General features: G+C 45.5%; 10 protein-coding genes. 2 read left to right on the top strand and 8 right to left on the bottom strand.

The genetic code is table 11. From position 1 onward, the window contains the following. Positions 1-340: 340 nt before the first annotated feature. The gene (locus MGMO_RS14680) at positions 341-1801 is read right to left on the bottom strand and encodes a flavin-containing monooxygenase (protein ID WP_023495844.1); all 1461 of its coding nucleotides are present in this window, start codon (positions 1799-1801) and stop codon (positions 341-343) included. 156 nt (positions 1802-1957) lie between these two features. On the opposite strand from MGMO_RS14680, the gene MGMO_RS14675 reads away from it, so the two are divergent. Both MGMO_RS14675 and MGMO_RS14670 read left to right on the top strand, forming a co-directional pair. Further along, a complete protein-coding gene (locus tag MGMO_RS14675; RefSeq protein WP_023495843.1) occupies positions 1958-2251 on the top strand; it encodes a type II toxin-antitoxin system ParD family antitoxin in 294 nt (97 codons plus the stop codon). Further along, positions 2226-2534, top strand: coding sequence for a type II toxin-antitoxin system RelE/ParE family toxin (locus MGMO_RS14670; protein ID WP_023495842.1), 309 nt, complete (start codon positions 2226-2228; stop codon positions 2532-2534). Before MGMO_RS14675 ends, MGMO_RS14670 begins: the two co-directional genes overlap by 26 nt. Before the next feature lie 352 nt (positions 2535-2886). On the opposite strand, the gene MGMO_RS14665 is transcribed toward MGMO_RS14670, so the two are convergent. The 7 genes from MGMO_RS14665 to MGMO_RS14635 all read right to left on the bottom strand — a co-directional run bounded on the left by MGMO_RS14665 (position 2887) and on the right by MGMO_RS14635 (position 13991). After that, complete coding sequence (locus tag MGMO_RS14665) at positions 2887-3768, bottom strand: HDOD domain-containing protein (RefSeq protein WP_023495841.1); 882 nt, start codon at positions 3766-3768, stop codon at positions 2887-2889. 17 nt (positions 3769-3785) lie between these two features. Further along, positions 3786-8534, bottom strand: coding sequence for an EAL domain-containing protein (locus MGMO_RS14660; RefSeq protein WP_161808506.1), 4749 nt, complete (start codon positions 8532-8534; stop codon positions 3786-3788). A gap of 153 nt (positions 8535-8687) precedes the next feature. Beyond that, the gene (locus MGMO_RS14655; protein WP_023495839.1) at positions 8688-9113 is read right to left on the bottom strand and encodes a type 2 periplasmic-binding domain-containing protein; all 426 of its coding nucleotides are present in this window, start codon (positions 9111-9113) and stop codon (positions 8688-8690) included. Between the two features lie 10 nt (positions 9114-9123). After that, positions 9124-10398: a hypothetical protein gene (locus tag MGMO_RS14650; RefSeq protein ID WP_023495838.1), complete on the bottom strand. Its 1275-nt coding sequence runs from the start codon at positions 10396-10398 to the stop codon at positions 9124-9126. A gap of 969 nt (positions 10399-11367) precedes the next feature. Continuing rightward, positions 11368-12150 carry an alpha/beta hydrolase gene (locus MGMO_RS14645; RefSeq protein WP_235557301.1) on the bottom strand — a complete coding sequence of 261 codons (783 nt, stop codon included), beginning with the start codon at positions 12148-12150 and terminating at the stop codon, positions 11368-11370. A gap of 173 nt (positions 12151-12323) precedes the next feature. Next, positions 12324-13103, bottom strand: a complete 780-nt coding sequence (locus MGMO_RS14640) for a Mut7-C RNAse domain-containing protein (RefSeq protein ID WP_023495836.1) — start codon at positions 13101-13103, stop codon at positions 12324-12326. Between the two features lie 78 nt (positions 13104-13181). Beyond that, complete coding sequence (locus MGMO_RS14635; RefSeq protein ID WP_023495835.1) at positions 13182-13991, bottom strand: SDR family NAD(P)-dependent oxidoreductase; 810 nt, start codon at positions 13989-13991, stop codon at positions 13182-13184. Positions 13992-14538: the final 547 nt, after the last annotated feature.

Below are 14538 nucleotides of genomic sequence, written 5' to 3'. Positions count from 1 at the left end.
CGGTAGTTTCCAACACATTGAAATCGGTGACACCTATAAATGGCATTTACTTACTTTTTATCAATCAGTTAAGCTGTACTATTCCGATAATCTCCGGACACCAGTGATATGATTTATTTTAATTTATGAGTTACTGCATTCCTAAAATTATCCCGATTAAATATATGAAATTTACCAAAGACTGTCGGAATTCGACGGTAGAATAACTTCGTAGTGCCGACCAGAGTGGAATCTACCAATATTGATATTTTTTAAGCGTCTCCAGGAATCGCATTGTCCTCCGATGCCATGCGAACACGGCACCCCATTTTCTCGAAAATTAAAGTAAGATGTTGTTGCCTCAATGATCGGTGATTTCAGACAAAACCTCCCGATAATCGGCAGGCCGGTAATCACTGAACCACTCCAAAAATGGGTTTTTCTTACGGTAAGGGTTGATAGCCATATCCCTTAACAATTCATCGTGAAAGTGCACCATGTGCAGCTTTATAACTGTTGCCCGACTTGAAATGGCTGGCATAAAGCCACGCTTCCATTGCTTAATGGCCTCTATTTCTGCCAGCATTTGTTCATGGTCAGGCAATTGGAATTTGCCTTTAAGCAAATGCACCAACCACGCGGATGCCAAGTGTGAAGTTAGCGAATTGGAAAACGTTGCCGCCCTGCCAATAAAAGCCATGTTGGTTAAATCGGGATGGATGATGTGGCGGTAAAGATAAACACCGTCTGCTTCCTGGGATTTTTTGAAGGATTCGGGCAGGAATGAATAGTTGGATTTGTAGCCCGTTCCAAAAATAACGACATCGCAATCAAGATGGCTGCCATTTTCGAGTTCGATTCCGGTTTTGGTGAAGGCTTTTATTTGGCTACGCTGGGTTTTGATTATGCCTTGTTTTATCAATTGGTAAACTTCTTTGCGCGGCAAAAAATCCAGGTTGAAAATATCGATTTCTATGCGCTCGTCCGGCAATACACCACATGGCTTAAGGGGATATTGAAATTTGATGATGCTTTCTGTCAATCGCCAAAAGCCGGATACCAGCCAAGGACAAGTTTTATGCAGTGCTTTTATCCATTTACCAGGACGCTGATAAAGCGGCAATAAGGCACAGGCTAATCGGGTTAGATAAATCCTACGGACATCTAGGATGTCCAGGACATCCATTGGGATTGGCCAATGGGCTTTCCGATACACCAGGGTGACTTCTTTGGCAAATTTGGCGACATCGCCCGCCACATCAAGTGCGCTTTTGCCAAAGCCGACCACAACGACCTTACGTCCCGTCACTGATGAAGGCGTGCGATATTCGGAAGAATGGAGGATTTGCCCAGCAAACTTTTTTTGCCCAGAAAGTTCTGGGATATAAGGATCAAAATAAATACCGCTCGCTACCACCACAAAATCAAACTGTTTTTTCTCCGATAACCCTGATTTGTTATCGTTATATTGGACTAGCCAGCTACCGTTCTTGTGCTGTTCCAGTCTGTTAATTTCGGTGTTAAAACGAATTTTTTCGTAGACCTTATAATCTTTGGCATAGTTTTCGAAATAAGCTTGCAGTTCTGCACCGCTTGGGACACGGGGATAATGGTCAGGGATCGGGTAATCAGGGACTTCATATAAGGACTTGGGGGTTTGCAGACCAAAGGTGTGGTATCCCGCCGTCCACACACCACCCACCTGATCGCCTTTTTCAAAAACTTCACAGTCAAACCCAGCTTGACCTAATAATCTGGCAGCCCCAATTCCTGCAACTCCAGCTCCTATGATGCCAATTGTTCTTATAGTCGAGTTTTTCATAATAACCCTCTTGTTCTTCTGCTGCATTTTTGCATGGTTGGGGGTTAAATCAACAGAATTTCTAATTTTTGGATGGATTTCATCATAAATATAAGCTATAAATAACCAGTATTGCTAATCTTTGTTATTCTTTGCTTAAATGTAGGAGCCAAGCCAATGAATATCTCCCTTACCCCCCATCTTGAAGAATTGGTGAAAAGCAAGGTCGAAAGCGGGCTTTACAACTCAGCCAGCGAAGTGTTGCGTGATGCCTTGCGCCTCCTGGAAGAGCGCGACCAATTGCGTGAACTTCGGCTCAGTGAATTAAGGCGCGAAATCCAGAAAGGAATAAATAGCGGCGAGGCAACTTCCCTAGATATAGATGCGGTCAAGGCAAATGGCCGAAAAAGGCTTACCGCGCAACGGGAAAACTGCTCGGTTTCTAATGCCGCTCATATTAAAACGGCCTGAAGCCGAACGCGACCTAGAGGAAATTTGGTGGTATATCGCGCAGGACAGCCCAAATAACGCGGATCGTTTTCTTGACCGTATTCAGGCAAGCTGTTTGGCGCTAGCGAATTTCCCGTTATTAGGCACCAGTCGGGATGAACTTATGGCGGATTTGCGATGCCAGCCCGTTGGGAAGTACCTGATTTTCTATTTTCCGTTAAAGGATGGCATAGAAATTATCCGCATACTCATGGGTCGAGGGATATTGAAAATACGCCACTATGAGCCAATAAGAAATATTTGAGCCACCAATCTTATCCAAAATAGCTAAAGCGAAATTACATGCGAACTCTCGTAAGCGGTCGTTGAGTAATTTCATTTATTGCTGCTTACCGAAGGTGAAATTCGACCCAAACCAGCCTCTGGGGCAAATTTTCATCGTAACCCAAAGCGGTCGTTCATTTCCCTTTTTTGAACTCACAATTTTTAGCGGTTTTCGATGAAAATTTGATGTTATTTACTCAAATAATGCTGGTGAATATGGCAATTCAATATTTCGATTGTGTCAAGACTATAGCCAATTAAATTTTAACGCTTCGATTTATAAAATTTTGGGGGGAAAGATTCTGTTAAATACTCGCTTTTTTGTTCATAGACTACTTAAGAATCAGTCTAGCCAGCTCTTTGGTCGAATCTAATTTCTTGGAAAGTTGCTCAAAAATAATTTGTTGTAGCTCCGGTTCAAGGCCAATAGCAGTAAGATCCAAATCCGTGGTTACATGCCTTTCATGGAATAAGGAGGAAACCATTCGTGCTGCAGCCCCGACCAGCAACTCCTGGACAGGACGATTTTCCTGATAACCAATCTTCCTATGATTTGCAATAATGGCTACCAACTCATCCGGTATATGCCATTGCTTACCAACCCAAGCACCGACCGTGCAAAAATCAATACCGATACTTTTAATTAAAGCTTGGTCGACCGCCAATGAAGGGTCTGCGGCTGTCAGCTTGAATGCCTGTTCCGTTTCTGCTGGTAACATATCAGCAAGCCACAATAAGCCAAGGTTATGCAGGATTCCGGCAGTTTTTAAAGTTTGCCACCTATCTGTTGAATAACGGGCATTGTCAGGTAATTTTGAGGCCAATAAACCTGCGCCCTCGGCCACCAGCATACTGGTCGACCAGAACCTCACCGGATCGAAAGAATGGCAGCGTGTAATATTAAAAGAGGAGCCAACAGCAATCGCAATGCTCACAGCCTTTACCTGTTTACTGCCCAGCCAGATACAAGCGGATTCAATAGAGGTGATAGGCGTAGCTGAACGAGCCCAAGGGGAATTAGCCAAACCGACCAAACGGGCGCTGATTACAGGGTAATGATGTAAAATAGCAGCCAAATTCTTTGGTTCTATTTCATCATCAGCAAGAGCCGATATCAGGCGATGGATATTCATCTTCAAAGTGGCAATGCGAATTTTGCCATGATATTTTTGCAGAAAATCCGCTAATAAATATTCCATACTATTTTGCTGCATGATTGGTGCTTGGGGAATTATTTATTATCTAGATGTAATGTGTAATCTAGACCGTACAACTGGGGTATTTTGTCGCTGCTAACTGGCCGACTAAACAGGTAACCTTGGAGGATATCGCATCCCAAACCCTGCATGAAAATGGCTTGATCTTTTGACTCAACACCTTCCGCCACCACCATATAACCCAACGCGTCGGACAAACTAATAATGGTGCCCAATAATAAAGCCGTTTGAGTGTTGGTAAATATATCATCGACAAACACTTTATCCACTTTTAAATAATCGAGTGGTATATCTTTTAAGGAGGCTAGGCAAGAATAGCCGGTACCAAAATCATCCAGAGCAATTTTTATACCTAAGTCCCTTAATTGGCTAAAGGCCTGCAAAGAACCTGCGGTTTGTAAAGCGCTTTCAGTTATTTCCAGTTCTAAACAATGTGAAGGGATACCGGTTTCCTGCAATAATTCCTCGATCGTTACTATGAGCGCGGGATCGTGGAAATGCGAAGGTGCAATATTGACGGCCACTTGCAAAAAAGGCAGCCCTTCCTGGCGCCATTGCAAAATCTGTAGGCAGGCCGTTTGCAATACCCAAATGCCAAGCTCCTTAATCAACCCCATAGACTCAATTATTGGGATAAAATTATTCGGCGGGATCATGCCTTTTTCTGGGTGTTGCCAACGGACTAAGGTTTCCATAGCTATCATGCGGCCCGTCTGCATGGATATTTGCGGTTGATAATGTAAAACAAATTGGTTTAACCTAAAAGCGTCACGTAGCATTTGTTCTGTTTCCAAACGGCTTTGGTTGGACATTTCTTCAGAATAGAACATATACCGTTGTTTACCGCCTTGTTTAGCCGCATACATGGCTGCATCCGCCGTTTTCATCAACTCAACCTCATTAGTCCCATCACCCGGGTAAAACGCAATTCCGATACTGATCCTGGGGTCTACCCGATGATGGTTCAGCTGAAGGGGGACGCTAACTCTTTGTATACATCGGTTCGCAATTTCACTGGCCTTTTCTTTATCAGAGATACCGTCCAGGATAATACAGAATTCATCACCACCCAGACGAGCGGCAAAATCATTGTCCCGAACCACTTGTTTTAAGCGATCGGCGATGGCCTTAAGAAAAACATCGCCCACATCATGCCCAAAACTATCATTAATTTTTTTAAAGTCATCCATATCAACATACATAAACGCAAATTGACCATTATGGAGATTGGCTAAACGGATAAAATCTTCCATGCGTTGATGGTACGAAGCCCGACTGGGCAAACCGGTAAGGCTGTCGAAATAGGCTAATTGATGCATTTGCCATTCAGCTTGTTTCTTTTGGGTAATATTCTGCACTGTGCCTGTGATGATCCCCTGTGGATTATCTGTGACAACTTCTACTTCTTGGAGGACGAAAATAGGCGCGGATGCATTGGGTTGTAAGCGATACTCGACAACCCCATCGCTTAAATTGTTAATAGTATTTCGCACTAGCTCCCTGTCTTCCGGATGGACCAGGTTAATGTAAGCCTCTAATGTCTGGTTAAACGCTTGAAGAGTTATTCCGCACATATCGGCTAAGTACTCTGAAACCAGGAATTGGTTGAGGCTCGGATTCCATGTCCAATAACCTAACCGGGCAATGCGCTGAGCCGCACTCAATTGAATTTTATTAGTTCTGAGGTCGGAAGTGATTCTGCTCGCCCGGAGAATAAACCCTAAGTGATGGCTTAAAATCGTATAATTTAAAGGCTTTATCACAAAATCATTGGCACCTGCCTGAAAAGCAAAGTTGATGGAATCCATATCACCTAAACCGGTCGCCATAATAATCGGCACGTCCGCCATATTGACGGCAAGCCTCATTAACCGGCAGGTTTCAAAGCCGTCCAGTCCCTCCATGACGGCATCCAACAACACAAGATCGGGTGTGGTTAGTCTTATTTTTTCCAGCGCCTGTTCCCCACTGGTGGCCTCATCAACCAGGAAACCGGATACACTGAGGGCCTGGCGAGTAATTAAACGAAAGACTTCGTCATCATCCACCAGGAGTATGCGTGCGGAAGTCACTTCTGCCGGAGCGCTTAAACCGACCTTGATAGGGCTATGAACCCCACGGCCTATTTCTTTAAATAAAGCGGCGGCGGTTTGCGGAAGCAGTCTATCCAAGTCCATTATCAACTGATGCACATCAGCCATATTGCCTTGTTTTGCATGATTTTCAATGGCTGCACAACAACCGGACAAGGCATCAGCGCCCACGTTGGCGCAAACTGACTTAAACCCATGAGCGGATTTATTTAATGCTGGACTGTCCCGGTTCTCAAAGGCGTCCTTTATCACATTCAGTGTTTCCGGCGCGGATTGTAAAAACAGGTTGATGGCGATTTCTAACAAGGTTTCGCCCGTATCGGTCCTTATTTGCCTTAGGTTTTCCAGCGCCTCCGGGTTTAATACAACACCATCCCCTTCGGATAGTCCGGAACCCGCGGTTGTTTGCTGTTGGTTGATGGAATTTATGGGTACCGCCTGTATGCTCCCTTCATTAGGCTTCACTACGAGCCATTTGTTGAGCATGGTTTGCAATTGCTGTTTATTGAAAGGCTTGCTTAGGTAGCTGTCCATACCGGCTTCCAGGCATCGTGTATCCATCCCTTTTTGCACATCTGCCGTTAATGCCACAATGGGCACTCTCTGTTGCCCTAATGGGGCAAGTTCGCGTTCACGAATGGCCTGAGTGGCTTCAAAACCATCCATCTGCGGCATATGGCAATCCATCAGGATCAGGTCAAATTGTTTTTCAGCGCTGAGACTCACCGCTTCTAACCCATTGACGGCAATTTCAACCTGATACCCCATATCTTGAAGCATATATTTGCCAACTTGCTGATTAACGAGTTGGTCTTCAGCCAGCAGGATGAGCCCACCCCCTGCTGGGACAGGTGTGCTAGCAGTGCTTAGAACTGTTCGTGCAAGTGGGCGACTTCGCCCCAATACTTCCAGCAGACAATCCAATAATTTTTGTTGAATAACCGGTTTAGTAAGAAAATAACTGATGCCTGAATCCTGCACGTTATCCGCGTTATACGTCAGATTGTCGGAACTGAGCATGACCATGGGCATGGCCGGTAAATGGGGTTCCTTGATGATGGTTTTCGCCAGCGTCAAACCATCCATTTCCGGCATGTGCCAATCTAATAAAATGACCTCGTAGTGTTTATTTTGCAGTTGGGTGGCTTTTAAATGCTCTAACGCTTGGGCCCCGCTAGATACACAAACACAATTCGCGCCCCAATGGCTTAACTGGCCATATAAAATTTCCCGGTTGGTGGCATTGTCATCGACCACTAAAACATTGATGCCCTGTAACTCACTGATATCCGCTTTTGTAGTACCCTGTTGAGTACTACGCTCCAGTTGTAAACTCAAGTAAAAACAGGAACCCTGGCCTGGCGTACTGTTAACTTGCAGTTGTCCGCCCATCAAAGCAACTAATTGTTTCGAGATTGTTAATCCCAAGCCAGTACCCCCGTATCGTCGGGTAATCGAGCCATCGGCTTGGGTAAAACTTTCAAAAATAGCTTGCTGTTGTTCGACAGGGATGCCGATTCCCGAATCGATCACTTCAAAAAGTATCTGCATTTTAGTGCCGGACTCAGGTTGTATCCAGCCAGCCCTTAACTGAACTTCGCCACTTTGGGTGAATTTAATGGCATTACTCAATAAGTTAATTAACACCTGACGAAGCCTATCGGCATCTCCACGGACAAATACATTAAAATCGAACGGTAAATTCAGTACAAACTCAATATTTTTGTCATGGGCTTGACTGGCCAACATTTCTGCTGTTTCTTCCAACAACTCACCCAAATTAAAGTCATGAAGCGTCAATTGAAACTTGTTGGCTTCAATCTTGGAGAAATCCAGGATATTGTTGATTATTCCAAGTAATGTTACTCCAGAGCGATAGGCTGTTTCGGCGAGATGTTTTTGATGGCGGCTCAAGTCGGTTTTGATTAACAACTCGGTCATGCCCAATATCCCATTCATCGGAGTGCGAATTTCATGGCTCATGGTGGCCAAAAATTGCGATTTGGCCTTGCTGGCGGCTTCCGCCCTTTCTTTTGCGCCGATTGCTGCTTTTGTCAGCTTGAGGTTTTTTTTGATTAAATACGCCAGAAAAACCATAAACAACAGGTTTATCACCCCCACCAGAAAACTCGTGTAGAGAGTGGTCTCGGACGATTTTTGCGATTTTATCAGGGTACTGACAAAATTTTCATAACTGGTGGTGCGGAAATGACGGATATTCTGACGCAAGCCTGTCAACGACTGGTTCATTTGCGTCGTCAGGCCCGACTTATCTTCGCCTCTATTCTCCAATAGCGTCAACGAGGTATTCTTTGCCAACTCGAAGTAGTGTGTAAAGTCAGCTCTAAGCAGGCTGATATCATCTTTCCGAAATTGATAGAGCTTAGCCATATCGGCAAAAGCATCGTCAGCCTGTTTATAAATCGTCAGTGCATCGTCAACATCCTGCCTTTCTCCAGTCATGACCGACTGCATCAGAAGTTCGTTGATATGGTCAAGCCGCACAATGTTGGCATCAACCAGCTCGAGGACAGGAAAATACAAATCCTTAATAGCGGCTAGTTGCTCGTTGTTTTTGATCGAAGTTTGCAGGCTGAAAATGATGGAAATAAGGAATATCAGAAAAGCGCACCCTACCAGCATGATAATTTTGCGCATGGGATTTTTCATTGCTGCTGATTGCCCCGCCTCTGGCTCATTTATAGCTCCCTCTTCACTTGTTGCTGATTTTCCGCCTTGTATCATGTACCTGCCTACTTGCTTAACTATTTCAATTTTTGCAGAAAACTATAATGGAACGGCACTCTATTTCTAAGCTCATGATCATTGGGGAGAAAAGACTACCTTGACTGTGCGGTTAACTGCCGATTTTTCCAGGTATCCGATCATGCTGGGACTGGCAGCAATGATTTTAAGAACCTCGGCATTGTTAGCGACTTCCCGTGGGGGATTACCCTTTCCGGAAAAAACCATTTTCGCCCAATAAGCGTTGAGTTGGGCATCCGATTTTTCTATCACTATCCTGTGAAATTCTTTATAGGCTTCTTGACCTGCATCTTGTTCGATCGGCACAGCCTGAATGCCATCCGGAAGGGTGGCGGTTTTGCCGAGGAATATAGCAGAGACATTATCTTTACTAAGGTTTGTGACGTTGGATTTGGCGCTCATAACCACCACAATTTCAGCTTGGGTGGAATGCGTGACCAAAACTAATGCTACGAAAAGAAAAAAGGGCTTAATTCTATTCATGGCGTCTACCTTAAAAAGCAAAGTCTAACGTGACGCTGAACAGGTCGACCTGTGTCGGCCCATTACCAAATCCAGGTTGTTGATTAGCAAACAATCCTCCGCCGGTTCCCGCCAAGCCATCTTTGGTGGAAGTCTGTATGTGATCCCACTGTGCTTTTAAGGCGAATTTCGACATGAAGTCATACCGCATTCCAAGGGTAATGGTGTTCTGGTCCATGTCATTAGCACCCTGGAGAAGAGCCGTTGAAATTTGATTGACGGTTGCTCCTAAACCTAAGTTAAAAGCATTATTCGAATCCCCATTATAAGTAGCGGGGGAATCATTGTGATAACTGGAATAGGTTATATAGGGGGTGAACTTTTTAATTCGTGCGCCACCACTGATATACCAGACTGTAGCATCTGAAACAATTTTAGTTTTGGAAATGCGTTTGCCGAATTCTCCCAGCACAAAATAGTCGCCATTGTCCCAGTTGGCGCCGAAAGAACTGAACATTGAGTTTTTCCGAGTGATGCCGAATGCGTTATATTGCTCACAGGCAGTTGGGTCTAAGCCAGTATTGCAGATACGGCTTAACCCTGACAGTGCTTGACTTAGGGAGGGTGAAAAAAGGGTTAAATCGCCTTGACCAAAGCCGACGCGTAAGGTTAAATCGCTATACGTACCGGTCAGGTTAATCCCGAGTATATTGTCGGCTTTAAATGAATTACCGACGCCAGGCGTTTTTAGGTGAGTGATGCCGAAATAAGGCTGTACCAGCCAGGAAATATCACCAGTGGAAGGCCGCCAGAGAAAGTCCACGCCTTCCATACGGTCAAGGGCCGCCGACGAATAGAATTCTACTGGCGGACGCACCCAGGGATTGGCGTAGTTGACATCCAGGTAATCGGATAACATATAAAGAGCTGGCCGTATCCGGCCGGCGCGGATATGCAATTCGGGCAGAATCTTGAATTTGGCATACCCCCATTCCAGCACCGGGGCAAAGGATTTATTGTATTGCTGTTTGGAGAGACCCTGGGCGACAAAGCTCAAGCGATCCGTCGCCTGATAATCCAGTTGCAACCCCAGTTTGCTGTCGACTACCAAACTGGTGTCGTTAGTCCAACCGGCCCCAGCTGGTTGAATACTGTTGGCGACAAAATCAGCGCTACCATTGCTGCTGTTAACCAGGCCGAAGGTGCCAAATCCCTTGATGGTAAACCCATGGCCGAGGTCGATTGCTAGGCTATTGGCGGAAACAAAAAAGGAGAGCGCAAAAAATAGGGGGTTGATAGTCTTCATAAGACTCTCACTTCTGTGGACTTAATTAAATGGATTTTCATATTTGATAGATTAGATTCCGACCCAACGATTCGCTATTCATTCGTTAGTGAGGACTGTTCTTAAAAGGATAGATTGTTAAATTTTTTTCCAATGAAGTATCCCTTTGTTGATTGAGTTTTAGTACTTAGGCTCAAGAAATTAAGTTTCATAAATCAAGACTAGTCCATTTCCTCAAACATTTCGGAAATAAAGCAGGATAGGCATTTCAAGTCTTCTTTCTTACTAAGAATATAGCGAGTTAGATTTTGGCAAACTGCAAACTCTACTACCTGAGTTCAAATCGCCGCCTTTGCCATCCTTGTTGACCGCCGTGAAAGCCGTTACGCTTCAGCCAAGGTTATGACGTTTATTGATCTAATAGATGACAAGCTCCGCTCATATCAGACGCTAAACTTGCGTAGCAAATATGGTCGTAAGCAATAGCTAACTCAAATCGTAGCCTTTAGTTGTGTTTTTAAATACTTTAAACGAATAGCGAATGTCTGTTTATCACTATCTGAAAGGGAGCTTTAGGAAATTTTGAATGGCAGTTTATGGCCGGGTTTTACGGCGTTGGTTAATTAAAGTCAAGGTCAGCAATGGAGAAATGGCGCTTATTTTTGTAACTTATTGATTAATTATATTCTTATAAACCTTTTCCTAAAGGTATGCTTACTAAATAAAGATAATGATGAACATTGTAAAAAGAAGAAAGTTGATTTACAGGTTAAGCGCTATCGTTGGGCTTTTCTGCTTAGTGGACTTTATTTGGGCTTCGGTTTCGCTCCATGCTTGGATATTCATTTGTTCTGGAGTGGCGGCATTTCATATCGTCTCTTATTTTACAAAACATAACCTGATGCCAAGGCCATAGACTGAAGATTATCTGATCGGACAATTCATAGGTGAGTATGCTTCCTTGTCTTTAGTACAATAGTCAAACTTGACTCAGGTGTCGATAAACGCCATGGTTTCTTGCCACCACTGACTTTCTGGTTTCATGGGTATGCCGTTGTGGCCTGCATGCTCAAAACGCCAGAGCTTTTTTTGCCCCGGAAGCGCATCGAACAACGACAAAGTGCGCCGGTTTGGGATGATCTCATCCTGTCCCGCCAGTAGTACGGCTATACGGCCCTGAAAATTTCGGAGATTGGAAACATTGTCGTATTTATCCAGGATCAACCATCTGGCCAGTAAGTACCAGTAATGGTGCTGGGCAACTTCAACCATGGCATCAAACGGTGTCACCAATAGCAACCCTTTGACCGGGACTTTACCTGAAGCCACGATACCCGCCACGACCCCACTACCCAACGATTCGCCGCATAAGAACAATGGCCCCTTAAACTCATCCCGGGCCATGTTGGCAGTAGCAATGCCGTCCTCGACCAACACTTCTTCAGAAGGTGAACCATTGCGTGCGCCACAACCTGGATATTCGGCGACAATCACCCGGTATCCCAAGCGCTGCAATGCATCAATGTAATAAGCCTGATGCAGGGCAGCACCGGCATTGCCATGAAACACCAACACTGTGCCTTTCACGACCGTTAAGGGCGTTCCACTGGTTACGCCGTGCAGGTTATTTAGGGATGGCCAGGGCTTTAAGTTTAATTCAGGCATCAGGTGTTCTTGCTGTTCCTGGGTAAAACGGGCCGGGAAATAGAGCATTTTGCGCTGCAACAAAAAAACCGCCAGCAGGATCAGCAAATAGATCAAAAGAACACTCATAACACGTGAAACCTTCATGGCGTATTGCCGATAGGGATGCATAGCACTAGTTGGCCGTCTTTGGAGCATAAGGAAAAATTGGAGATCGGGCTTCGAAAGTTTAGGCTACCATCCTGAAAACTGGCCAACTCTCTACCTTCACAGCCCAACGATCTGTTGCTGACTGCCAGTTTTTATTGGATTCGACTGACATGAGAGAAATAAGGGCTAAAGTGACCCTTGACTTTCCCAACATGTGAACCTTCCCAATAAACCTGGGCACAATCCCTGCAGCGATAAAAGTTTTCATAATACTGTTTCGTTTTGGGCTGTAAAAGATTCAGCACTTCCTCTTTTTTCACGGCATCTATTAAGCCGTTACAACGGCTGCAACGGGAAAACGGCCTTAGCAAATTGGCGAGATTGAAACGTTTGAAGACCTCCTCTAATTGCTGTTTTGGCATGACCGAGCGCACGCAATAACCGTGGGTGGCTTTTTTGGCATAGAGCAAACGCCGGTCACGGGTCAGGATAATGCGTTCTTGATCCGCGGCCAGTTCGACAATTTCTTTATCACTCAGGTTATTGGCCAATAAGGTATCGAACCCGAACAAGCGTAATAACTTAGCTAGTCGGCCTAAATTAACATCGGCGACAAAAGCGGTGTTACGCAATGGCTTATCTCGTAAGTTGATGACTGGCGTGATATCCAACCCTTCGAGCACGGGATAAACCGACACGCGATCGGCGTTTTGCAATTGATAATTAAAACCAACGGATTCTCCGTTGACAATGATCAAATCCACTTCAGTATGGGGGACACCAAGAACCTCAATGGGATCTTTAATGCCTGGCGTCCCGTTAAACGCATAAGTCAATGTTTGCTTGCACTGGGCTGGCGGCAAAAAATCGTTCAGCTCTTCATAAAATCGGAATTCAGCATATTTTTCATAATGGCGAGCAGGATCTTTCATAATCGGGACACTTAATTGGCTAAGCCAACCCTCGGCAGGTTCTTGTCATTTTTGTAGTTGCCGGCATCGATGCTTGATTCAATTGTAGCGTTTACAGGCTTCATAAAGTGCATTCACCGCGAGTTCGTCCCGGCTGAAAGGGCAATTTGTTTCAGCCAAATGTTCGAAATACCGTCCGGCAGTCTCCTGGCCGATGGGATGGGTCGCCAGCCAAACTGGCGTTCCGGCACCTTGGTAGGGCGTTTCATGGCCGCCAAAGCCCAGGTTGTTGCTCAATACGGAATTGACGTCGCCGGGGTGGCAGGCGTTGACGGCTATTTGGAAGGGCTTGAGCTTTTCGGCAAACGCGGCGCTGAGCATGCGGTCGGCTTGTTTGGATTGCCGGTAGGCCTTGTCATTGTCGTATTTTCGGTGCCTGAACTCCAGGTCGTCGAGGTCAAGCCCACCAGCCCAATAGCTGGCGACATTGACCACGCGGGCGGGCGCTGAGGCCTTTAATATCTTAGTGAATTCGTCGGTCAACCAATAATATCCCAGGACGTTCGTGGCAAATTGCATTTCGATGCCTTCCGGGGTTTCCCGCCGGTCACGGGGCGTGCAGGCGGCGTTGTTGACCAAGGCATGCAAAGGGCCTGTCCAGCGCCCGGCCAATTCCCTGATGTCTTGATGGCGGCCCAAATCGGCGAGTTCAAAACGCACCTTGGGGTTATCGGTTATACCAATAAGTTCGTTGACGGCTTGTTCGGCTTTGTGTTGGTCGCGGCACACCAACACCACTTCGGAATCTTCAAGTTCAGCGAGCCGCCTGGCAATGGCCTTGCCTATCGCACCGGTTGCCCCGGTGACCAGGTATACCCTGGTGTTGTTACCCTGTAGGCTTGAATTCATCCCAAAACCCCAAAACTACCCAATACCTTAGTCCTTAGTCCCGTCAAGAATGTTGGGGCTTTAACCGGATGATTAGATGTCCGGCCATAAGGCCAATACGAAAAGTTAGGGTTGAATAGCTTGTGCCAACCGTTATTTTTTGAAGCCGATGGCTTCAACACTGTCATTTTATGACTAGCGTTATTTCGCCATTGCCGCGTTGGGTCATTTTTTCTTAATCCCGAAACCCCCGAGTAAATTTTGCATCAGATTCGCCCCCTTTTCAACCCAGTTGGGCCAAATGCTGTCAGGAGGCAAGTTCGCGGGTTCAGGCGTAGTTATTTCCGCAGTCGACACAACGGTTTTAGGCGACACAACTTTTGCCTTTTTGGGGGCTTTCTGGGTTGGGCTTGCTTTTTTAGGTTTGGCAGTCACCGTTAAATATGGAATGAATATCTGCTGCTCCAGTCTTGTGGTTTTAGAGTATTGCTTTGGGAGAGTATGATGAAAAATGCCGAATTCATGCAGTTAGTCACCGCCCTTCGGGAGCTGGATCATCATCAGCGCA

Origin of the sequence: Methyloglobulus morosus KoM1 (genome assembly GCF_000496735.2) — a bacterium.
Taxonomy (GTDB): Bacteria; Pseudomonadota; Gammaproteobacteria; order Methylococcales; family Methylomonadaceae; genus Methyloglobulus; species Methyloglobulus morosus.
This window is presented reverse-complemented; position numbering and strand designations above follow the sequence as displayed.